Below are 21,753 nucleotides of genomic sequence, written 5' to 3' on the forward strand. Positions count from 1 at the left end.
GTCAGTTCAGCCTGCGTGGGCAGCTTTTCGTGCACCAGCAGGTAGGCGATTTCCTCGAATTCGCAGGTGCTGGCGATGTCGAGAATGTCATAGCCACGGTAGTGCAGGTCATTGCCGGTCTTGCCGACCGTGCACAGCGCGGTATTACCCGCCGTGACGCCTGACAGCGCCACGGATTTCTTCGGTTTGAAGCCGCTCGGGGTTCCGCTCTCGGCTGGTGTGCCTGCGGCTTGCGTCTTTTCGCTCATCTCCAGCAGTCTCCTGTACGCCCGCTCATGATGCGGACTCTTTGGTGGAACCGGTTGTAGCAAAGAGCGGCGCGGCTTCGGCCGGCACCGTATGCCCGGTCGAGCGCGCGCGGCGCAGCACCGACCAGTAGTAGCGGTAGCTCGCGCGGTCATGCAGCGTGTCGTGATGGCGCGTTGGGCCCCATTCGGCGGACTGCGCGGCCAACAGGATCTCGGTCGCTGTGACGATCTCGTCTTCGCGCGGCGCGAAAGCGGCGACGATGGCCGGGACCTGCGCCGGATGAATGCTCCACATGCGCGTGTAGCCGAACTCGTTGCGGGCACGCGTGGCGTCATTACCCACCACGCTCATATCGCGGACTTCGGTGCTGACATTGTGCGACGGCACTTTGCCGTGTGCGTGGCAAGCCGCGGCGATCTCGAGCTTGGCGCGCCGCACCAGTGGGTGATCGAACTGGCCCGGCGAGCGCATCGCGCTGTCGGGAATGGCGCCGTCGTGGGCGGAGACGAAGTCCATCAGACCGAAGCTGAGCGCCTCCACACCCGGCAGAGCGGCCAGATCGAAGGCCCGCGCCAGCGCGCCGTGGGTTTCGACCAGCAACTGTACCGGCACGGGTTGAGCAATACCGAGTTCACGCCGCGTTGCTTCGATGAATGCGCACATTTCGGCGGCATCGGGGACGCTGCGGATCTTTGGCAGGGCGATGTAGGCAGGGGCGCGTTTGGCGGCGCGCAGGATCAGGCGCACGTCGTCGCGCCAGTGCGCATGGTTGAAATCGTGGACTCGCACGCCGACGCGGGCAAAGCGGTCATGCTCGCTGCCTAGCAGCGACGCCACCAGCTCCGCATGCTCCGCCTCGCGGCCCACCTGGGCCCCGTCTTCGCAATCGAGCGTGATGTCGAATACCGGCCCCAGCTCCTGCTGCAAAGCGAGCGATTTCAGCATCAGCTTCTCGCTGCCGGCGTAGTGATCGCAGGCAGGCAGGACAGTGGGCGGCGCTTCGCCGTCAAACAGCACTTCGGCGGGTGTGAGGGCGCGCATCTTCGGCGTCAGGGGCGTGGTTTCTCGTGGGGGAATCAGATGTAAAAAACCGGAACCCGTCGGCAAGCAACGGAGTCCCGGCTGGTCTGCATCAGGCGCTTAGCCGAGCAGGTGCTGAACGCCTTCGCGCTCTTCGAGGAGCTCGTTCAGCGTAGCGTCCATCTTTTCGCGCGAGAACGCGTCGATTGCCAGGCCTTCGACACGCTTGTATTCGCCGTTTTCGCAGGTCACCGGCACACCGTAGATGATGTCTTCCGGAATGCCATACGAACCGTCCGACGGGATACCCATCGTGACCCACTTGCCGTTCGTCCCGAGTACCCAGTCACGCACGTGATCGATTGCAGCGTTCGCTGCCGACGCTGCCGACGACAGGCCGCGCGCTTCGATGATTGCTGCGCCGCGCTTGCCGACGGTCGGGATGAACGTGTTGCGGTTCCATTCGTCGTCGTTGATCAGCTTGGTCAGGTCTTGACCTTCTGCCGTTGCAACGCGGAAATCGGGGTACATCGTCGGCGAGTGGTTGCCCCACACTGCCAGCTTCTCGATCGAAGCGACCGGCTTGCCCGACTTGGCAGCCAGTTGCGACAGTGCACGGTTGTGGTCCAGACGCAGCATGGCGGTGAAGTTCTTCTTCGGCAGATCCGGTGCCGACTTCATCGCAATGTAAGCATTGGTGTTAGCCGGATTGCCGACCACCAACACCTTCACGTCACGGCTGGCGACTTCGTTCAGCGCCTTGCCTTGCACCGTGAAGATCTCGGCGTTAGCCGAGAGCAGATCCTTACGTTCCATGCCTTTCGAACGCGGACGTGCGCCGACCAGCAGGGCAACGTCAGCATCCTTGAATGCGACCTTGGGATCGTCAGTGATCACGACGCCCTGCAACAGCGGGAATGCGCAATCATCCAGTTCCATCACGACACCTTTGACGGCGCCTTGCGCTTGCGGCAGGTCGAGCAGTTGCAGGACCACCGGCTGATCCTTGCCGAGCAGGTCGCCATTGGCGATGCGGAATAGCAGGGAGTAAGCGATTTGACCTGCGGCGCCGGTGACGGCAACGCGCTTTGCGGGCTTAGCCATTGAGAATTCTCCAGGACGATGCGTTAGACGCTAGGGAAAACGCCATTCTATATGTGCGTTAGGCGAAGCGTTGTGAAACACGGCGGAAATCACTGTTACGCGGGGCCCCAAGCTGAAAGCCGAGGCCGGAAAGCGCGTTGCGGCAAGACCGCCATGCCGGAAACCTGTGCAGCGGAACGAGGTGCGCGAGACACCGGTGGCCGCTGCATGGTGCCGGCCTCCTGCAAGGGTGTGTTTCCGAAGCGTCTGACGGGACAAAGACCGGCGAATCGAAAGCTGGACCGCGAGAGACAACAGCATGATGCAGAGTGGCCTTCGGTGCATGGCGGCCTGCCTAGGAGTACCCTCAGATACTCAGAAGACAGCCGTCAAATTTACCCTCGAACCCTTGCTCGCCCTGGAGTGTAGGAGTCGGCCCACACAAAGTCAACAGTATCTTATGTCTTATATAAGACATATCTATTGCCGGGAAAGTAATAGACGGCAGCCGGGCCTTTATGATGAAATGCGCGCATGAATTCGAACCCGGCAAGCACTGCGAATCCTAATGGCCCTGGCGGGGCAGGAGAGGGTGCGCCTGCCGTGGTTGCGCCTGCTACATCCCCCACTTTCAGCCCGTTATATCAGCAGATCAAGGGGTTGCTTACACAGAGTCTTGAGTCGGGTGAGTGGAAGCCGGGTGAAATCATTCCCAGTGAGGTCGAACTGGCTGCCCGCTTCAAGGTGAGCCAGGGAACGGTGCGCAAGGCGATCGACGAACTGGCTGCCGATAACCTGCTGGTACGCCGTCAGGGCAAGGGTACGTTTGTTGCGACGCACAATGAGGATCGCGCGCAGTTTCGCTTCCTCAGATTACTCGCCGATGACGGCGCCGAACATCCCCACGTTAGCCGCCTGCTCGAATGCCGGCGGCTGCGCGCGTCGGCGGATATCGCACGTCAGCTCGACCTGAAGCCGGCCGACCCCGTGGTACTGATCAAGCGGCTTTTGCAGTTTGATGGTGAAATCACGGTATTGGACGAAATCTGGTTGCCCGGCATGGTGTTCCGCGGGCTGACGCTCGAGCGGCTTTCGGAGTACAAAGGGCCGCTCTACGCGATGTTCGAGACGGAGTTCGGAACCCGTATGATCCGCGCCTCCGAGAAGATTCGGGCAGTGGCGGCCGATCCCACGGTCGCCGACCTTCTGCATGTGCCGCCCGGATTTCCGTTGCTATCGGTGGAGCGAGTGTCCTATACCTATGGAGACCGTCCCGTCGAAGTGCGGCGTGGATGGTATGTCACAACTGGGTACTACTATCAGAACGATCTCAGTTGAACGGGACTGGAAGTGAAGTCGGTTCGGGCTGAGGAACGGGTGCCACGCACTGCGCGCGGACCCTCTTGACGACGCCATTGTCGCGCGTGTAGCAAAGGTCCTGTGGGGCTTTTCGCTGCAGCGCGATATAAAAAGGCGCTAAAATTGCGGATTAGTGTTACTACATAGTAGGGGTCTAGCATGGCTGAAGCCGTAAAAAAACCGAGACCGGAGTTCCGGAACATCGGTATCGGGCAGATATTGACGGCGTATCGCCTCCCACTAGCGGGGCGTGTGTCGATTCTCCATCGCGTCAGCGGTGGGCTGCTGTTTGTTTTTCTTCCGTTCCTGCTGTACCTCTTCGATCAAAGCCTTACCTCAGAGCTCAGCTTTGACGTGTTCAAGGGCTTCCTCTCCAACATCATTGTCAAGCTCATCACGCTGGTTCTCGCGTGGGCCTTCCTGTTCCACTTCTGTGCCGGCGTGCGTCACCTGTTCATGGACACAAGCCACAGCCTCACGACTAAAGAGAAGGGCAAGCAAACTTCCATCATCGTGCTGGTCGTTTCGTCGCTTCTGACGATTGCATTCGCGCTCAAACTCTTCGGAGCATTCTAAAAAAATGTCAGCTAATAACCGAATCGGCCCGAAGCGTCTCGTCGTCGGCGCGCACTACGGTCTGCGCGACTGGCTCGCACAACGCATTACCGCCGCCATCATGGCGATCTACACGATCATCCTGCTCGCGTGGTTCTTCGGCGCACAAGATTTCTCGTATGACGGCTGGGCGTCGATCTTCGCGACGCAATGGATGAAGCTCGCCACGTTCGTGACGCTGCTGTCCCTGTTCTACCACGCGTGGGTGGGTATTCGTGACATCTGGATGGACTACATCAAGCCCGTCGGTGTGCGTCTCCTCCTTCAGGCCCTGACGATCGTCTGGCTGCTGGCGTGTGCCGGCTACGCTGCGCAGATTCTCTGGAGAGTATAAAAGAATGGCTGCAATCAAGAATTCTCTGCCGCGTCGCAAGTTTGACGTGGTTATCGTCGGCGCAGGCGGCTCGGGGATGCGCGCTTCGCTGCAACTCGCGCGTGCCGGTCTGTCGGTTTGCGTGCTGTCCAAGGTGTTCCCGACGCGTTCGCACACGGTGGCTGCTCAAGGCGGCATCGGCGCCTCGCTTGGCAACATGAGCGAAGACAATTGGCACTATCACTTCTACGACACGATCAAGGGTTCCGACTGGCTCGGCGACCAGGACGCGATCGAGTTCATGTGCCGCGAAGCACCGAACGCTGTCTACGAACTGGAACACATGGGCATGCCGTTTGACCGCAATGCGGACGGTACGATTTATCAGCGTCCGTTCGGCGGCCACACGGCCAACTACGGCGAAAAGCCGGTGCAACGCGCTTGCGCGGCGGCTGACCGTACCGGCCACGCACTGCTGCATACGCTGTACCAGCAAAACGTCGCAGCGAAGACGCAGTTCTTCGTCGAATGGATGGCGCTGGACCTGATCCGCGACGCCGAAGGCGACGTGCTCGGCGTGACCGCGCTGGAAATGGAAACGGGCGACGTCTATATCCTCGAAGGCAAGACCACGCTGTTCGCCACGGGCGGTGCAGGCCGGATCTTCGCGGCATCGACGAACGCGTTCATCAACACCGGTGACGGCCTGGGCATGGCTGCACGTTCGGGTATCGCACTGCAGGACATGGAATTCTGGCAATTCCACCCCACCGGCGTGGCCGGCGCGGGCGTGCTGATTACCGAAGGTGTTCGCGGCGAAGGCGGCATTCTGCGTAACTCGAACGGCGAGCGTTTCATGGAACGTTACGCACCGACGCTGAAGGATCTGGCGCCGCGCGACTTCGTTTCGCGTTCGATGGACCAGGAAATCAAGGAAGGCCGCGGCGTGGGTCCGAACAAGGACCACGTGCTGCTCGACCTGTCGCACATCGGCGCCGAGACGATCATGAAGCGTCTGCCGTCGATCCGCGAAATCGCGCTGAAGTTCGCGAACGTCGATTGCATTAAAGAGCCGATTCCGGTTGTGCCGACCATCCACTATCAGATGGGCGGTATTCCTACGAACATTCACGGCCAGGTGGTGGGCACGTCGAAGGGTCACGAAGATCCGGTCAACGGCTTCTACGCAGTCGGCGAATGCTCGTGCGTGTCGGTCCACGGCGCGAACCGCCTGGGCACGAACTCGCTGCTCGACCTGGTGGTGTTCGGCCGCGCGGCCGGCAACCACATCGTCAAGCACGTGAAGGAAATCAAGGATCACAAGCCGCTGCCGGCCGATGCGGCTGACTTCGCGCTGTCGCGTCTGGACAAGCTGGACAAGTCCTCGTCGGGCGAATACACGCAGAACGTTGCGAACGACATTCGCGCCACGATGCAGGCTCACGCCGGCGTGTTCCGTACCTCGAAGCTGCTGGCTGAAGGTGTGGAGCGCATCCGCGAAGTGGCTGAGCGCGTCGACAACATCCACCTTAAGGACAAGTCGAAGGTCTTCAACACGGCACGTGTCGAAGCGCTGGAACTGGCGAACCTGATCGAAGTGGCACGCGCCACCATGGTGTCGGCAGAAGCGCGTAAGGAGAGCCGTGGTGCGCACGCACAAGACGACTTCGAACATCGCGACGACGAAAACTGGCTGCGCCATACGCTGTGGTTCAGCGAAGGCGATCGCCTCGACTACAAGCCGGTTCACATGCAACCGCTGACCGTCGAATCGGTGCCGCCGAAAGCGCGTACCTTCTAAGGCACAAGTCAAAGGAATTCAGAAATGGCCAAGCGTACATTTGAAATCTACCGCTACGATCCGGACAAGGACGCAGCACCGCGCATGCAATCGTACGAAATCGAAATCGACTCGCACGAACGCATGCTGCTCGACGCGCTGCTCAAGCTGAAAGCGGTCGATGAAACGCTGTCGTTCCGTCGCTCGTGCCGTGAAGGCGTGTGCGGTTCGGACGCAATGAACATCAACGGCAAGAATGGTCTGGCGTGCCTGACCAACATGAACGATCTGCCGCAGAAGATCGTGTTGCGTCCGCTGCCGGGGCTGCCCGTCGTGCGCGACCTGATCTGCGACTTCACGCAGTTTTTCAACCAGTATCACTCGATCAAGCCGTACCTGATCAACGATACGCCGCCGCCGGAAAAGGAACGCCTGCAGTCGCCGGAAGAACGCGAAGAGCTGGACGGCCTGTACGAGTGCATTTTGTGCGCGAGCTGCTCGACGTCGTGCCCGAGCTTCTGGTGGAACCCGGACAAGTTCGTTGGTCCGGCAGGCCTGCTGCAAGCCTATCGCTTCATCGCAGATAGCCGCGACGAAGCGACCGGCGAACGTCTCGACAACCTGGAAGACCCGTACCGTCTGTTCCGTTGCCATACGATCATGAACTGCGTCGATGTGTGCCCGAAGGGCCTCAACCCGACGAAGGCGATCGGCAAGATCAAGGAATTGATGGTTCGCCGTGCGGTCTAGGATGAAACAGCCCCCACGCTCCCTGCGTTCGCTGCCCCCCGAGGGGGCGGTCAGTACGCTTGGGGCGGCCCGGCGCGTACTGACATGAAAGAACCGCATCAAGCCGACCCGCTTCGGCGGGCGCGCCTTCGCTGGCGCGCCCGTCGCGGCCTGCTGGAAAACGATCTGATTTTCGAGCGTTTTTTCGGCAAATACGAGCATGACCTCAGCGACGCCGATGTAGGTGCCCTTACGCGCCTGCTAGAGCTGAGCGATAACGACCTGATGGACTTGCTACTCGCGCGCAAGGAACCGGAAGGCGACCTTGCAGATCCGGATGTGATCCGGGTGCTGGAGCTGCTGCGTACTGCTTGAGAGAAGCCAGTCCGTTGTTCCACGCGTGCAATTATCGAAACCCTGTTTCCATACTTCGATTGAGGATGTGCCATGACCCCGTCAGATGTTAAAGCCACGCTATCGTTCAGCGACAATTCGCCGAGCGTTGAAATGCCGATCTACAAGGGCACGATGGGCCCGGACGTGATCGACATCCGCAAACTGTACGGCCAGACCGGCAAGTTCACGTACGACCCAGGCTTTATGTCGACGGCGGCGTGTAACTCGGCCATCACCTACATCGACGGCGACAAGGGCGAGCTGCTGTACCGCGGCTACCCGATCGACGATCTCGCGCAGAACGCGGACTTCCTCGAAACCTGCTATCTGCTGCTGAAGGGCGAACTGCCGAACGAAGCGCAGAAGAAGGAATTCGTTGAGACCGTCACGAAGCACACGATGGTGCACGAGCAGATGCACTTCTTCTTCCGCGGCTTCCGTCGCGACGCGCACCCGATGGCGATTCTGGTCGCTGCAGTCGGTGCGCTGTCGGCGTTCTATCACGACTCGCTCGACATCAATAACCCGCGTCACCGTGATGTGTCGGCTATTCGCATGATCGCGAAGCTGCCGACGCTGGTGGCCATGGCGTACAAGTACAGCATCGGCCAGCCGTTTGCGTATCCGAAGAACGAGCTGTCGTACAGCGCGAACTTCATGCACATGATGTTTTCGAATCCGTGCGAAGAGTACAAGGTCAACGACGTGCTGGTGCGCGCGCTCGACCGTATCCTGATCCTGCACGCGGACCACGAACAGAACGCGTCGACGTCGACGGTGCGTCTGGCCGGCTCGTCGGGCGCGAATCCGTTTGCGTGTATCGCAGCCGGTATCGCCTGCCTGTGGGGCCCTGCACACGGCGGCGCGAACGAAGCCGCACTGAACATGCTGGAAGAGATCGGCTCGGTCGACAACATTCCTGAGTTCATCAAGCAGGTGAAGGACAAGAACTCGGGCGTGAAGCTGATGGGTTTTGGCCACCGCGTGTACAAGAACTACGATCCGCGTGCGAAGCTGATGCGCGAAACCTGCCACGAAGTGCTGGAAGAACTCGGCCTGCACGACGACCCGCTGTTCAAGCTGGCCATGGCACTGGAAAAGATTGCGCTGGAAGACGAATACTTCGTGTCGCGCAAGCTTTACCCGAACGTCGACTTCTACTCGGGTATCGTGCAGCGCGCGCTGGGCATCCCGACTTCGATGTTCACGTGTATCTTCGCGATGGCACGTACGGTGGGCTGGATTGCACAGTGGAACGAAATGATTGCGGATCCGGAACAGAAGATTGGCCGTCCGCGTCAGCTCTTCATCGGCGATACGCCGCGTGAGGCGAAGCCGATTTCGGCACGGTAAGCGGTTGCTTGCTGCTGCATTCGCGCAGGGCGTCGTGGCGGGTTAGGTCGCTGTGAGTTGTGCGCGAAGCTGCCGCCGAGGTTAAAAGGAAGCGCCCCAACGGGCTGAACGTTGGGGCGTTTTTTCATGAGGGGCGCAAAGGCGTTAGCTGGATCGCACCCTGATGCGCGGCTTCGCCTGCAGCAACGTGATGTACGTCGCGTCTGCGCCGTGGTGTGCGAAGAACGAAGCGCGTATCCAAAGCGGCAGAGCCCGCAGGCTGATGAGGACTAGGCGTGGTCCGGCGTTTCACCCGGCTCATCTTTCGACTCGTTGTCTTCGCTCAAAACCGCTTTCGCTTCAGCTTCGATCACGTCGAAAATCGTTTCTGGCACGAGGTGGGCGAACTGCTTTCGGCGATTTCTGGACACGCTTCCTGCGTTGTCGAGACACATCATGACCAGCGTCGAAAGCGTGCTGCCGCGCACGTCATAGCGCTCGTTGACCGCGCGCAGTACCTTGTCATAGCGTTGCAGGTAGAGCGTCTCTGCGCGAAGCTCAACTTCCAGTGCGAGGTCCGCCATTCGAGCGATGAACTCGACCGCGGGCGTCGCATCCCAGAACTGATAAATCGATTCGTCACCCTGAAATTCGAAGTCGAATTTCATTTCGTCTACCCAGCGGACTTGCCAACGTTCCCGGACTGGTCTGGAGAAGTCTTGCAGGGCCTTCAGGTAAGCTTGTTCTTGCCGTTTCATCGCGATCGATACCGGCAGAAGCAAGCCATTCTCGAGCTTGCCCGATGAGCAAAGTGCGTGATGAATCAGGAAGCGTGAGAGGCGGCCATTGCCGTCCATGAACGGGTGCAGAAACACGAAGCCGAAAGAGATGATGCTCGCTGCGATAATCGGATTTACTGTGGTGGGCGCGACGTTGGCGAACGCCAGCCATTCGGTCATCAGATCAATCAGCATGTCCGGCGGCGGCGGCACATACGTCACGCCAGCGGCTCCGCGTAGGCCGCTTTGTAGATGGTTTTGTTCGACGCGATATGACGCAGCCTGATCCAGAGGGTTTGTCACGCAAATGTTCTGTAGTTCGACAAGATATTCTTCGCTGAGTGGATGACGTTCATGTGCTTGCCGCAGAAGCTTGACGAAGCGCTGCGCCTTGTCTTCGGAAGGAGCTTCCTTTTCGATGGCAAATGAGTCCTGAGTCTCATGGAGATAGGCCCAACTGAGGGCCCGGTCTTGCATCTCGGCGGGTAGTGACGCCATGAACTTGCGCGCCCGCGTGAGGACATCCGAATCGAGAAGCTCAGTAATCGTTGGCGTGCGCTCTACTGTCGCGCAATAGCGCATTGAGCCGAGGCCGTTGAAGTCGACTCTCCAGCGTGGATTGCGTACCGAAGGGCCGGTGTAGTACCGGTCCGGGTCAAACAGCGGGACTGCTGCGCCACCAGCGACGGGTGCCCCTTCAAGCTTCCGGCCGGTGAAGGTTTCCCAAAGGAATGCAGCCTTTCGGATATAGCCACCGTTCGGCGCGCGGCGTAGTTCGGTTAGGAAATCCTCGGCTGGAATGTGCGGCAATGTTTGGGCTAGAACAGCCAGATTGGTGCCCTCGTGCTTTAAGGCAAAAAGCACGTGATCAAGGTACGCCCCGTCTGCCGGCGCCAGGTTCTTGGGAACAGAGAGGCAATCGTTGATATTGGTTATGCGTGTGACCGGCTTCACGAGGGCTGGGCGCTTGGGCTCCAGTGCGCTCAGCTTCAAGTTCTGGCGCAAGTACTCGTAACCGACGGCTGACATAGGTGGCCCAGGAAAGTTGTCTCAAGCGAGCAGTCTACAAATATTTTCTTATATCGGCGAAGATTTTTTTACAAAACTCCAATTGACCTAAGATTTTTTTATTTCTTCGCGTGATTGCCGTTATCTCCCCGCGCAAAAAATCTCCCGGTCGGCCCCGATTGAATGGTTCTTTTGTATTCCAGCAGGTTTTTTGTTCGAACTCCGTCTTTGTCGCAGATTTTTTTCGCGAGCGCGTGGTGACGCAGATACACCGACTTGGTTGGCCGCGCTGCCGCACTGTCTCTTTGGGGTCAGTGAACCAAAATTTCGAATGACGAGCTTGGAATCAACCGTAGTTTTGCCGCCTTCCTCGTTAACAGGCACCCAGATACAGGTATCGCTACTACCACCCAACTCCCTGTTTTTTCTGGGTTTTTCGGCTAAACGGCACGCAAAAATCGGGATCAGCGTGGCATAATCAATCGCACACACAGCTTGTCCGCAGTCACCACAACCCCCGCATACCATGGCACAGACTCTCTACGACAAATTGTGGAACACGCATGTGATCCACACGGAAGAAGACGGTACGACGATTCTCTATATCGACCGTCACCTGCTGCACGAAGTGACGAGCCCGCAGGCCTTCGAGGGCCTGAAGCTGGCGGAGCGTCCGGTGTGGCGCATCAGCGCGAATCTGGCGGTCTCCGACCACAACGTGCCCACAACGGACCGTAGCCATGGCATCGCGGATCCGGTGTCGAAGCTGCAAGTCGACACGCTCGATTCGAACTGCGATTCCTACGGCATCACGCAGTTCAAGATGAACGACATGCGTCAAGGCATCGTGCACATCATCGGGCCGGAGCAGGGCGCCACGCTGCCGGGTATGACGATCGTCTGCGGCGACTCGCACACTTCCACGCACGGCGCGTTCGGCGCGCTCGCGCATGGCATCGGCACTTCGGAAGTCGAGCACGTGCTGGCCACGCAAACGCTCTTGCAGAAGAAGAGCAAGAACATGCTGGTGAAGGTCGAAGGCCAACTGCCGCGCGGCTGCACCGCGAAAGATATCGTGCTCGCCATCATCGGCAAGATCGGCACGGCCGGTGGCACGGGTTATGCCATCGAATTCGGCGGTTCGACGATCCGCGCGCTGACCATGGAAGGTCGCATGACCGTCTGCAACATGGCGATCGAAGCGGGCGCACGCGCCGGCATGGTCGCCGTGGACGACACCACCATCGAATACCTGAAAGGCCGTCCGTTCTCGCCGGAAGGCGTCGAGTGGGATCACGCGGTCGAATACTGGAAGCAGTTCAAGTCGGATGACGGCGCGAAGTTCGACCGCGTCGTCGAACTGAATGCTGCGGAGATCGTGCCGCAAGTCACATGGGGCACCTCGCCGGAAATGGTGACCGCAATCGACGGCCGCGTGCCGGATCCGGAACGCGAGAAAGATCCGGTCAAGCGCGACGCGATGGAACGTGCGCTCAAGTACATGGCGCTCGAACCGAATGCGCCCATCGAATCGATCAAGCCGGACAAGATTTTCATCGGCTCGTGCACCAACGCGCGTATCGAAGATCTGCGCGCGGCGGCGTACGTCGTGCGTAAGCTGGGTCGCCGCGTGGCGCCGAACATCCGTCTCGCGATGGTAGTACCGGGCTCGGGGCTGGTGAAGGCGCAAGCCGAGCGCGAAGGCCTGGACAAGGTGTTCACCGACGCGGGCTTTGAGTGGCGTGAACCGGGCTGCTCGATGTGCCTTGCCATGAACGCTGACCGGCTGGATCCAGGCGAGCGTTGCGCATCGACCTCGAACCGCAATTTCGAAGGCCGTCAGGGCGCAGGTGGACGTACTCATCTTGTGAGCCCGGCGATGGCAGCGGCTGCGGCCATCGAAGGTCACTTCGTCGATATTCGCAAGCTCGGCTAAGCCGCGCTACTTTCGAATCCACCGGCGGCGCGCATTGCGTCGCAGCCGCCGGTCTTTACTCTGCTTGGTGATGGGCCATGGATAAATTCATCGTACATACTGGCGTCGTGGCGCCGCTCGATCGCGCGAACGTCGACACGGACGCGATCATCCCGAAGCAGTTCCTGAAGTCGATCAAGCGCAGCGGCTTCGGCCCGAACGCGTTCGACGAATGGCGTTACCTCGATCACGGCGAGCCGGGTCAGGACAATTCGAAGCGCCCGCTGAATCCGGACTTCGTGCTGAACCAGCCGCGTTATCAAGGCGCGTCGGTCCTGCTGACGCGTGAGAACTTCGGCTGCGGCAGCTCGCGTGAGCACGCACCGTGGGCGCTGCAGCAATATGGTTTCCGCGCGATCATCGCGCCGAGCTTCGCGGACATCTTCTACAACAACTGCTTCAAGAACGGCCTGCTGCCGATCGTGCTGACCGAGCAACAGGTCGATCATCTGTTCAACGAGACCTATGCGTTCAACGGCTTCGAGCTGACCATCGATCTCGAAGCGCAAGTTGTGCGCGTCGGCGACGGCACGGAATATCCGTTCGAAGTCGCAGGCTTCCGCAAGTACTGTCTGCTGAACGGTTTCGACGATATCGGCCTCACGCTGCGTCACGCTGACAAGATCCGCCAGTTCGAGGCAGAGCGTCTGACGAAGCAGCCGTGGCTTGGTCACCGCATCGTCGGTTGAACACGCCTTGTTGGCAGCGTTGTCGAGTTTTCGTGCTCACGCTGAGCCCAGCTCCAAGAGAAAACAATCAAGGAAATTCGCATGAAGATTGCAGTGTTGCCCGGCGACGGCATCGGTCCGGAAATCGTCAAGGAAGCCGTCAAGGTTCTGAATGTGCTCGGCGAAAAGTTTGAGCTCGAAGAGGCGCCGGTCGGTGGCGCGGGTTACGAAGCGAAGGGGCATCCGCTGCCCGATTCGACGCTCGCACTGGCGAAGGAAGCTGACGCGATCCTGTTCGGCGCTGTCGGCGACTGGAAGTACGACAAGCTCGAACGCGCGCTGCGTCCGGAGCAGGCCATCCTGGGTCTGCGCAAGCATCTGCAACTGTTCGCGAACTTCCGTCCGGCGATCTGCTATCCGCAACTGACGGGTGCGTCTTCGCTGAAGGAAGAGATCGTCTCGGGCCTCGACATCCTGATCGTGCGCGAACTGAATGGCGACATTTACTTCGGTGCGCCGCGTGGTCTGCGTGAAGCGCCGGACGGCCCGTTCGCGGGCGCGAAGGAAGGCTTCGACACGATGCGTTATTCGGAGCCGGAAGTGCGCCGCATTGCGCACGTTGCGTTCCAGGCGGCGCAAAAGCGCGGCAAGAAGCTGACTTCGGTCGACAAGGCCAATGTGCTCGAAACGTCGCAATTCTGGAAGGACATCATGATCGATGTCGCGAAGGAATACGCGGATGTCGAGCTGTCGCACATGTACGTAGACAACGCGGCCATGCAACTGGTGAAGGCGCCCAAGTCGTTCGACGTGATCGTCACGGGCAACATGTTTGGCGACATCCTCTCCGATGAAGCCGCCATGCTGACGGGCTCGATCGGCATGCTGCCGTCGGCTTCGCTCGACAAGAACAACAAGGGTCTGTACGAGCCGTCGCACGGTTCGGCGCCCGACATCGCCGGTAAAGGCGTGGCTAATCCGCTGGCCACCATCCTGTCCGCCGCGATGATGCTGCGTTACTCGCTGAACAAGGTCGAGCAGGCTGACCGCATTGAAGCTGCAGTGAAGAAGGTGCTGGAACAAGGCTTCCGTACCGGCGACATCCTGACGCCGGGTTGCAAGCAGGTCGGCACGGTGGCGATGGGCGATGCAGTCGTCGCTGCGCTTTAAGGTTGTTACGGTTGTGTCAAAGCGCCGCGAAGTTTCGCGGCGCGTAGTTAGTTAAACAAGCAGTCACGCATGAATGGGCCGCAATCAGGCCTATTCGCGTGCAAAAGCGGCCACTTAGGCCGCCAAATCCGGTTTTCGTGTAGACTGTTGTGATGGCGACGATTCCCCAAATCACCTCGATTTCTATCCACTACGGCAAAACGGCCCGTGTGGTTGAGCTCGCCATTACCATTAAAACGATTACCCCGAAAACGATCACGATTCGCTGATCGTCCGTCGTGCCCGCCCATCTTCCCCGCGCGGTCACTGCGGGCAAAGATGCGGGGAAGCCTCCACTCGAAGGGTAAGTGTCATGAACGTAGGTCTCGTAGGTTGGCGCGGCATGGTCGGCAGCGTCCTGATGCAACGTATGCAACAGGAAGGCGATTTCGATCTGATCGAACCGGTGTTTTTCAGCACCAGCAACGCGGGCGGCAACGCGCCGTCGTTCGCTAAAAACGAGACCAAGCTCAAAGATGCCTCGAGCATCGACGACCTGAAGAAGTGCGACGCCATCATCTCCTGCCAGGGCGGCGACTACACCAATGACGTGTTCCCGAAGCTGCGCGCAGCGGGCTGGAACGGTTACTGGATCGACGCGGCTTCGTCGCTGCGCATGAAGGACGACGCGGTCATCATTCTCGATCCGGTCAATCTCGACGTCATCAAGAACGCGCTGGTGAAGGGTCAGAAGAATTTCATTGGCGGCAACTGCACGGTCAGCCTGATGCTGATGGCGCTGGGCGGCCTGTTCCGCGAAAACCTCGTCGACTGGATGACGGCCATGACGTACCAGGCTGCATCGGGCGCGGGCGCGCAAAACATGCGCGAACTGCTGCAGCAAATGGGCACGCTGTACGGTTCGGCCAAGGAAGACCTGGCTGATCCGTCGTCGGCTATTCTGGACATCGACCGCCGCGTGCTGGCCGCGATGAACAGCGACCGCATGCCGACCGAGCACTTCGGCGTGCCGCTCGCCGGCTCGCTGGTTCCGTGGATCGACAAGGACCTCGGCAACGGCATGTCGAAGGAAGAGTGGAAGGGCGGCGCGGAAACCAACAAGATCCTCGGCAAGCCGGCCATGGGCACGCCGGGCTCAATTCCGGTGGACGGCCTGTGCGTGCGTATCGGCGCCATGCGCTGCCACTCGCAGGCACTGACCATCAAGCTGAAGAAGGACGTGCCGCTGGACGAAGTGAACAGCATCCTCGCGTCGGGCAACGACTGGGTCAAGGTCGTGCCGAACGAGCGTGAAGCGTCGATTCGCGATCTTTCGCCGGCAGTGGTGACGGGCACGCTGTCGGTGCCGGTCGGACGCCTGCGCAAGCTCGCGATGGGCGGCGAATATCTGTCGGCTTTCACGGTGGGCGACCAGTTGCTGTGGGGTGCCGCTGAGCCGCTGCGTCGGATGCTTCGCATTCTGCTCGACAAGTAAAGTAAACTACGCGCCTACGACGCGTAAAAACTCAAAAAGCGTCGCGCTTGCGCGGCGCTTTTTTCATTGTGTGCTCCGAAAATCTTGTCCCAATCCAACCGCAAACAAGGGCTGAGCGCTGACGCGCCTGTCGTCCCGATGACCGTACGACTCTCTTCCCTTCACGCTATGCCATGCAGCCGTGTGTGTCAGATCGCAGCCGCGGCGGCGCTCGCATGGACCTTGACCGGTGCGTCCGGCGCCCAGGCCGCGACCTCGGACGCGGCGAGCGCGCCGACCGCTGCGTCGGCACCGCTCGAAGCCGGCAGCCAATATACGATTCACCCGGGGCAGTCGCTTAATGACGTGGCGATTGCCGCCACGCAGTCGCACGACCGCGCGACGCTGGCGCGTGCCTCGAAGGCTCTGTTCGATGCGAACCCGAATGCGTTTATGTCGCACGATCCGAGCCGCTTGCGGGTGGGGGCGGTGTTGACGATTCCCGCGCTGGACGCGACGGGTGCGACGGTGGGGGCTTCGGGTGCGGGTGCTGCGTCGGGTGCTGCGACTTCGGACGCCGCGGTGGCGGGGGCGGCGTCTGCGTCGACGTCGCCTGCTACGGCGCCCAGCACCGGGACGCAGTCCATGGCGGCTCAGGCGAATGGCGCGAGTGCCGCTCCGGCAGTGACCACTCCGGCGAGCGCGCCGCTTCAGGCGAGTTCGGCAACGGCCGCCGCCGCAAGCGCGCCGCTGGCGGGGAGGGCGCCTGCTACGGGTGCCGAGGGTGCCGCTTCGGCGGCCGCTTCCGCGTCTGCGTCTGCCGGCGCTTCGTCGACGACGCCCGCCGCCGCGCCTCCGACGCAAGCAAGCGGCACACACGTCTGGACAGGGGCCATCCAGCCTTCGGCTAGTGCGCCGGTGGCCGGTGCATCGGATGCATTGCCGTCCGCGTCTGCGCCTGTGGCGCAGGCCCCGACGCAGGTTTCGAGCTTGCAGCAGTTGCTCGCGCTGAAAAGCCGGGTGTTGATGGAACTGCAGAAGCACGGCATCGGCGGCAAATCCGCGCAACCCGCGCAAGCGGGTGCTGTCGCGACGGCCGGCGGCCAGGTGAGTGCGGCGGCAGGGACTGCCGCCGGCTCCGGCGTGCCGGGCAATAGCGGTATGGCGAATTCGCAAGCGAACGCTGGCAATTTCGACTTGTCACCGGTGAACCTGGGCTTCGCCGCGGCAATCGGGGCGGCCTTGGTGGCTTTGCTGGCCGGGTTCGGGCTTCGTCGGCGCAAAAATCGAGTGGCTCCGGCGGATGCGGCTGTCGCGGCGCGGGTCGACGCGCTCGGTCGGCCCGAAGCCGGTCTGACGCGAGATAGCGTAGCAGCGCATGAGGACATCGACGCGCGTGAGCGGGCCCTATCCGATGAGGAAAATGCGCACGACGTAGCGGCGGTGGCCGAAGTATTGCCGGAAGCGGCGGCGCAAGCAGCAACGGAACGCGAAGCTGCTGAGCATGAGGTGGCCGCTCGGGAGGCGGCAGCGCATGATTTGGCCGTCGGCAACGCCCCATCGTACGAGATGGCGGAGCGTGAAGCCGAAGCGCGTGAGGCAGCCGCTCAGGAAGCGGCAGCGCATCAAGCAGTTGCGGATGACTCGGCGGCACGTGAAGCGGCAGAACGCGAGGCCGCAGCAGAACGCGAGGCCGCAGCAAATGAAGCTGTCGCAGACGAAGCAGCGGCGCAAGAACACGCTGCTCATGCACCGGCATCGCAAGAAACCGCAGAAAGCGAAGCGGCGGAGCGAGAAGCCGTCGCACGCGACGCGGCGCTCCGCGGCGCGTCGCCGGACCAGGAACCGGCGTCGCTTCGGCATGACGCCCCAGCCCACGGGCCCTCGTTCACTGAGGACAGCGCGCCGCAGACGCACAGCGACACATCCGATTTCAACGCAGCCGCGGTGCCACCGGCACTCGCGGCGACTGAGGGCGCGACTGCTGAGCACGCATTTTCTGCAGCAGAGCACGGCACCCCATCGGAAGACACGCGTGCTCCCGCGCCGAACCCCTTCGAAGACGCAGACTCAGCCGCCGGCCCCACGGCAGCAGAGAAGCCGCACGCCGACGCACTGGCACCGACCCATTTCGACGCCGCAGCCGAACAAGCAAGCCATCACGCATCGTCCGACGTCGGCCAATGGAATCAGGCCACAGACCATTCGCCTGAGGAACCCGCGCCCGCCGAAGCAAACGCAAGCCAAAACCCGCCGGTGCCGCAAATGGATTTCGGCGCGCCCGCGTCCTTTGGCGACCTGCGAACGGACGCTCCTTTCGGCGAAACGTTGGGCGACGGAGAGCCACCGTTTAACCCTGCGGCATATCAGCAACCCGATGCGCCAATAGAACCCAACGCGCTCGAACCGGCACCGCAGGCGGAGACACACGCAGCACCTACGCCTTCGCACGACCCATCTGCCGCGGCCACCGCTGACACCGAGGTCCCGTCAGACGCGCAGTTCGCGGACACGCGCGACGAGCCGCCCACGCCAACCGGCTTCCCCCGCGCCGCGGTCGACGCGTTCAGCGGCCTCGATTTTGGGCTGCCGCCGCGCGCCGAACCGTCCGCTCCGCTGACTCCGCCTGCCTCGCTCTCCACGCAGCCGGTTGTCGAACCCGAGATCACGGCCCAGCAAGCGGTCCCGTCGCAACCCGCTGCACCTCGCCACGCCGCCGACGAAATTAACGCCGGTACAGCGGGCTCGGCCGCAGTCGCTGGATTGGGCGCGGCGCACTTCGGCGCATTGAATCTCGACTTCGATCTGGAATTGCCGCCAAGCCCAGCGCAGTCGCTGCCGTCGTTCACGCCGCAAGACCTCGTCAGGATTGCGCGCAACAAGCTCGAACTGGCCTCCGAGTACATCGAGCTGGGCGATCTGGCCGGCGCGCGGGCGCTGATCCACGAAGTTATCGACGCGAACGACGCCGCCACGCGCACCGAGGCGCGTGCGTTGCTGTCGACGCTGGCGCCCCTGTCGTAATGCCTGCCGTGACGCGGATTGCGCTAGGGATCCAGTACGACGGCTCAGCCTTCTGCGGCTGGCAGTCGCAGCCGCACGGCAAGACGGTTCAGGACGCGCTCGAACGGGCGCTGCGCGAGTTTGCGCAGACGCCGCTGCAGACGGTCGTGGCGGGTCGTACGGATACTGGCGTGCATGGCCTCGGCCAGGTGGTGCATTTCGACACTGAACTGGACCGGACGGATTTCTCGTGGGTGCGCGGCGCCAACGCGTTTCTGCCGAAGACGGTCGCCGTACAGTGGGCCAAGCCGATGCCGGAGACGTTCCACGCGCGCTTCTCGGCGTTCGAGCGGACCTACTACTACGCGCTCTATGTCCACCCGGTGCGTTCGCCTATGCTGGCCGCCCGCGCCGGCTGGGTGCATACGCCGCTAGACGTCGAGGCGATGCGTGCCGCGATCGCTTACCTGATCGGCGAGCACGATTTTTCGGCGTTCCGCTCATCGGAATGCCAGGCGAAGACGCCGGTCAAGCACCTCCATCAGATCGACGTGCGGCAGCAGGGCGACTTCATCCACTTCCGTTTTCGCGCCAACGCGTTCCTGCATCACATGGTGCGCAACCTGATGGGCTGTCTGGTGGCGATCGGGCGCGGGCGTTATCCGGCCACGTGGATGGCCGACGTGCTGGCGAGCCGCGATCGTAACCAGGCGGCGCCCACTTTCATGCCCGACGGCCTGTATCTCGCGCAGGTAGGCTATCCTGAGGAATTCACGGTGCCCGCTGCACAGTCGGGTAGTGTGCCGTGGAGTACCGTATGGACCGAGTCACCGGAATCATGAATTCAACCACACCGAACCAGCCCGCCGCCGCCGACGCGTCCCAACTGGAGGGCGCCACGCGAGCCGCGACACCTCACCGGACCCGCATCAAACTGTGCGGGCTGTCGAAACCCGAGGACGTGGCGCACGCAATCGACCTCGGTGCGGACGCGATCGGCCTCGTGTTCTATCCGCCCAGCCCGCGCTCGGTCAGCGTCGCGCAGGCGCTAGAACTGGTGCGGGATGTACCTCCGTTCGTTTCGGTGGTGGGCTTGTTCGTGAATGCGTCCCCCGCATGGATCCGCGAGGTGGCCAGCAATATTCCGCTTACCTTGCTACAGTTCCATGGCGACGAGACGCCCGAGCAGTGCGAGGCGCTCGCCAACGTTGCGGGTTTGCCTTGGTTGCGCGCTTTGCGTGTCGGGGCTGATACTCAGCAAGCCGATTTGGTAAAATCGGCGCTTAACTATGCAGCAGCCAGCGGTCTTCTGTTCGATACCCATGTGGAAGGCTATGGCGGCGGCGGGAAGGTTTTCGATTGGTCACTTATTCCAGCAGAGCTCGCGCGTCGGGCCGTTTTGAGTGGTGGGTTGAACGCGCAAAACGTCAGTGATGCGATTCATCGCGTGCGCCCGTACGCGGTCGATGTCTCGAGCGGCATCGAAGTAGCGGGCGCCAAGGGCGTCAAAGATCACGCCCGGATGGCGGCGTTCGTACGCGCAGTGCGCGCAGCGGACGCAGAGTGATTCAGCTGGCGCGGGCTTCGAGCGAAGCCGCCCGGCACACTGAGAAGAGTGACACCATGTATAACTTGCCCGATGAACGAGGCCATTTCGGCCAATTTGGCGGCGTGTTCGTCGCTGAAACGCTGGTTCACGCACTCGACGAGCTGCGTGAAGCCTACGAGAAATTCCAGAAAGACCCCGAGTTCGTTGCCGAATATGAGCGCGAGCTAAAGTATTTCGTGGGTCGTCCGTCCCCCATTTATCACGCACAGCGCTGGAGCGAACTGCTCGGCGGCGCGCAGGTGTTCCTCAAACGCGAGGACCTGAACCACACGGGCGCCCACAAGATCAACAATGTGATCGGCCAGGCGTTGCTGGCCAAGCGCATGGGCAAGCCGCGCGTGATTGCGGAAACCGGCGCGGGCCAGCACGGCGTGGCAACCGCCACGATCGCCGCGCGCTTCGGCATGGAATGCGTGGTCTACATGGGCTCGGAAGATGTGCGTCGCCAGGCCGCCAACGTCTATCGGATGAAGCTGCTCGGCGCGACCGTCGTGCCGGTCGAGTCGGGCTCCAAAACGTTGAAAGACGCGCTCAACGAAGCGATGCGCGACTGGGTCACCAACGTCGAGAACACCTTCTACATCATCGGCACGGTTGCGGGTCCGCATCCGTATCCGATGATGGTGCGCGATTTCCAGCGCGTAATCGGCGACGAGTGCAAGGTGCAGATGCCCGAACTAGTCGGCCGTCAGCCGGATGCGGTAATCGCGTGCGTGGGCGGCGGATCGAACGCGATGGGGATCTTTTACCCGTACATCGACGATAAATCGGTGCAGTTGATTGGCGTTGAAGCCGCCGGTGACGGCCTCGATACGGGTCGCCACGCGGCCTCGCTGATCGGCGGCAGTCCGGGTGTGCTGCACGGCAACCGCACCTATCTGCTGCAGGACGAAAACGGCCAGATCATCGAGACACATTCGGTATCGGCAGGCCTCGACTATCCGGGCGTCGGACCCGAGCACGCCTGGTTGCACGAAAGTGGCCGTGCGCAATACGTCGGCATCACCGACGAAGAAGCGCTTAAGGCGTTCCACGATTGCTGCCGTATCGAAGGCATCATTCCGGCGCTCGAATCGAGCCACGCGCTGGCCTACGCGGCCAAACTCGCGCCGACCTTGCCGAAGGACAAAGTCCTTCTGGTGAACCTGTCGGGCCGCGGCGACAAGGACATGCACACGGTCGCTGAGCGATCGGGTATCACGTTCTGAGCGC

At 61.5% G+C, this 21,753-nt stretch carries 19 protein-coding genes; 15 read left to right on the forward strand and 4 right to left on the reverse strand.

The window, feature by feature from the left end; translation table 11 throughout:
• From P3T40_RS34130 to P3T40_RS34140, 3 genes are all read right to left on the reverse strand, one after another.
• Positions 1–248, reverse strand: a 248-nt coding sequence (locus P3T40_RS34130) for a citrate/2-methylcitrate synthase (RefSeq protein ID WP_429272123.1), incomplete at its 3' end; no start/stop codon positions are given.
• A 25-nt stretch (positions 249–273) separates the two neighbouring features.
• Complete coding sequence (locus P3T40_RS34135) at positions 274–1,290, reverse strand: HpcH/HpaI aldolase/citrate lyase family protein (protein ID WP_429272124.1); 1,017 nt, start codon at positions 1,288–1,290, stop codon at positions 274–276.
• Positions 1,291–1,389: 99 nt separating this feature from the next.
• Positions 1,390–2,373: a malate dehydrogenase gene (locus P3T40_RS34140; protein ID WP_074294070.1), complete on the reverse strand. Its 984-nt coding sequence runs from the start codon at positions 2,371–2,373 to the stop codon at positions 1,390–1,392.
• Between the two features lie 513 nt (positions 2,374–2,886).
• Between P3T40_RS34140 and P3T40_RS34145 the strand changes: the two genes are divergently transcribed.
• The 7 genes from P3T40_RS34145 (at position 2,887) to gltA (ending at position 8,897) form a co-directional block, all read left to right on the forward strand.
• Positions 2,887–3,690, forward strand: coding sequence for a GntR family transcriptional regulator (locus tag P3T40_RS34145; protein ID WP_429272125.1), 804 nt, complete (start codon positions 2,887–2,889; stop codon positions 3,688–3,690).
• 180 nt (positions 3,691–3,870) lie between these two features.
• Positions 3,871–4,287 (forward strand): succinate dehydrogenase, cytochrome b556 subunit, encoded by a 417-nt coding sequence (sdhC, locus tag P3T40_RS34150; protein WP_074266617.1) that lies wholly within the window; start codon positions 3,871–3,873, stop codon positions 4,285–4,287.
• A 4-nt stretch (positions 4,288–4,291) separates the two neighbouring features.
• On the forward strand, positions 4,292–4,660 hold the full coding sequence (sdhD, locus tag P3T40_RS34155) for a succinate dehydrogenase, hydrophobic membrane anchor protein (protein ID WP_429272126.1): 369 nt from the start codon (positions 4,292–4,294) through the stop codon (positions 4,658–4,660).
• A 4-nt stretch (positions 4,661–4,664) separates the two neighbouring features.
• The gene (sdhA, locus tag P3T40_RS34160; protein WP_074294074.1) at positions 4,665–6,440 is read left to right on the forward strand and encodes a succinate dehydrogenase flavoprotein subunit; all 1,776 of its coding nucleotides are present in this window, start codon (positions 4,665–4,667) and stop codon (positions 6,438–6,440) included.
• A gap of 24 nt (positions 6,441–6,464) precedes the next feature.
• Entirely contained in the window at positions 6,465–7,169 is a 705-nt protein-coding gene (locus tag P3T40_RS34165) for a succinate dehydrogenase iron-sulfur subunit (protein WP_074294075.1), read from the forward strand.
• An 84-nt stretch (positions 7,170–7,253) separates the two neighbouring features.
• Positions 7,254–7,523: a succinate dehydrogenase assembly factor 2 gene (locus tag P3T40_RS34170; protein WP_429272127.1), complete on the forward strand. Its 270-nt coding sequence runs from the start codon at positions 7,254–7,256 to the stop codon at positions 7,521–7,523.
• Positions 7,524–7,595: 72 nt separating this feature from the next.
• Entirely contained in the window at positions 7,596–8,897 is a 1,302-nt protein-coding gene (gene gltA / locus P3T40_RS34175) for a citrate synthase (protein ID WP_429272128.1), read from the forward strand.
• Between the two features lie 269 nt (positions 8,898–9,166).
• On the opposite strand, the gene P3T40_RS34180 is transcribed toward gltA, so the two are convergent.
• The gene (locus tag P3T40_RS34180; RefSeq protein WP_429272129.1) at positions 9,167–10,648 is read right to left on the reverse strand and encodes a Fic family protein; all 1,482 of its coding nucleotides are present in this window, start codon (positions 10,646–10,648) and stop codon (positions 9,167–9,169) included.
• A 541-nt stretch (positions 10,649–11,189) separates the two neighbouring features.
• Here P3T40_RS34180 and leuC point away from each other — a divergent pair.
• The 8 genes from leuC (at position 11,190) to trpB (ending at position 21,749) form a co-directional block, all read left to right on the forward strand.
• Positions 11,190–12,599 carry a 3-isopropylmalate dehydratase large subunit gene (gene leuC / locus P3T40_RS34185; protein WP_429272130.1) on the forward strand — a complete coding sequence of 470 codons (1,410 nt, stop codon included), beginning with the start codon at positions 11,190–11,192 and terminating at the stop codon, positions 12,597–12,599.
• Positions 12,600–12,676: 77 nt separating this feature from the next.
• Entirely contained in the window at positions 12,677–13,327 is a 651-nt protein-coding gene (leuD, locus tag P3T40_RS34190) for a 3-isopropylmalate dehydratase small subunit (protein WP_429272131.1), read from the forward strand.
• A gap of 81 nt (positions 13,328–13,408) precedes the next feature.
• Positions 13,409–14,476 carry a 3-isopropylmalate dehydrogenase gene (leuB, locus tag P3T40_RS34195; RefSeq protein ID WP_429272132.1) on the forward strand — a complete coding sequence of 356 codons (1,068 nt, stop codon included), beginning with the start codon at positions 13,409–13,411 and terminating at the stop codon, positions 14,474–14,476.
• Between the two features lie 352 nt (positions 14,477–14,828).
• Positions 14,829–15,950 (forward strand): aspartate-semialdehyde dehydrogenase, encoded by a 1,122-nt coding sequence (asd, locus tag P3T40_RS34200; RefSeq protein ID WP_429272133.1) that lies wholly within the window; start codon positions 14,829–14,831, stop codon positions 15,948–15,950.
• A 183-nt stretch (positions 15,951–16,133) separates the two neighbouring features.
• Positions 16,134–18,953: a FimV/HubP family polar landmark protein gene (locus P3T40_RS34205; protein WP_429272134.1), complete on the forward strand. Its 2,820-nt coding sequence runs from the start codon at positions 16,134–16,136 to the stop codon at positions 18,951–18,953.
• An 8-nt stretch (positions 18,954–18,961) separates the two neighbouring features.
• Positions 18,962–19,774 carry a tRNA pseudouridine(38-40) synthase TruA gene (gene truA / locus P3T40_RS34210; protein ID WP_429272206.1) on the forward strand — a complete coding sequence of 271 codons (813 nt, stop codon included), beginning with the start codon at positions 18,962–18,964 and terminating at the stop codon, positions 19,772–19,774.
• The gene (locus tag P3T40_RS34215; protein WP_429272135.1) at positions 19,750–20,499 is read left to right on the forward strand and encodes a phosphoribosylanthranilate isomerase; all 750 of its coding nucleotides are present in this window, start codon (positions 19,750–19,752) and stop codon (positions 20,497–20,499) included. Before truA ends, P3T40_RS34215 begins: the two co-directional genes overlap by 25 nt.
• Before the next feature lie 56 nt (positions 20,500–20,555).
• On the forward strand, positions 20,556–21,749 hold the full coding sequence (gene trpB, locus P3T40_RS34220; protein ID WP_429272136.1) for a tryptophan synthase subunit beta: 1,194 nt from the start codon (positions 20,556–20,558) through the stop codon (positions 21,747–21,749).
• The last annotated feature ends 4 nt before the right edge of the window (positions 21,750–21,753 follow it).

The organism is Paraburkholderia sp. EB58 (assembly GCF_050436665.1).
Taxonomy (GTDB): domain Bacteria; phylum Pseudomonadota; class Gammaproteobacteria; order Burkholderiales; family Burkholderiaceae; genus Paraburkholderia.

Bases quoted from the DNA above. Each gene is read 5' to 3' on its own strand.
- sdhA (WP_074294074.1), top strand. From the start codon at position 4,665: ATGGCTGCAATCAAGAATTCTCTGCCGCGTCGCAAGTTTGACGTGGTT.
- P3T40_RS34170 (WP_429272127.1), top strand. From the start codon at position 7,254: ATGAAAGAACCGCATCAAGCCGACCCGCTTCGGCGGGCGCGCCTTCGC.
- leuD (WP_429272131.1), top strand. From the start codon at position 12,677: ATGGATAAATTCATCGTACATACTGGCGTCGTGGCGCCGCTCGATCGC.
- P3T40_RS34215 (WP_429272135.1), top strand. From the start codon at position 19,750: ATGGACCGAGTCACCGGAATCATGAATTCAACCACACCGAACCAGCCC.
- gltA (WP_429272128.1), top strand. From the start codon at position 7,596: ATGACCCCGTCAGATGTTAAAGCCACGCTATCGTTCAGCGACAATTCG.
- P3T40_RS34145 (WP_429272125.1), top strand. From the start codon at position 2,887: ATGAATTCGAACCCGGCAAGCACTGCGAATCCTAATGGCCCTGGCGGG.
- sdhC (WP_074266617.1), top strand. From the start codon at position 3,871: ATGGCTGAAGCCGTAAAAAAACCGAGACCGGAGTTCCGGAACATCGGT.
- P3T40_RS34135 (WP_429272124.1), bottom strand. From the start codon at position 1,290: ATGCGCGCCCTCACACCCGCCGAAGTGCTGTTTGACGGCGAAGCGCCG.
- asd (WP_429272133.1), top strand. From the start codon at position 14,829: ATGAACGTAGGTCTCGTAGGTTGGCGCGGCATGGTCGGCAGCGTCCTG.
- sdhD (WP_429272126.1), top strand. From the start codon at position 4,292: ATGTCAGCTAATAACCGAATCGGCCCGAAGCGTCTCGTCGTCGGCGCG.
- trpB (WP_429272136.1), top strand. From the start codon at position 20,556: ATGTATAACTTGCCCGATGAACGAGGCCATTTCGGCCAATTTGGCGGC.
- P3T40_RS34140 (WP_074294070.1), bottom strand. From the start codon at position 2,373: ATGGCTAAGCCCGCAAAGCGCGTTGCCGTCACCGGCGCCGCAGGTCAA.
- leuC (WP_429272130.1), top strand. From the start codon at position 11,190: ATGGCACAGACTCTCTACGACAAATTGTGGAACACGCATGTGATCCAC.
- P3T40_RS34165 (WP_074294075.1), top strand. From the start codon at position 6,465: ATGGCCAAGCGTACATTTGAAATCTACCGCTACGATCCGGACAAGGAC.
- leuB (WP_429272132.1), top strand. From the start codon at position 13,409: ATGAAGATTGCAGTGTTGCCCGGCGACGGCATCGGTCCGGAAATCGTC.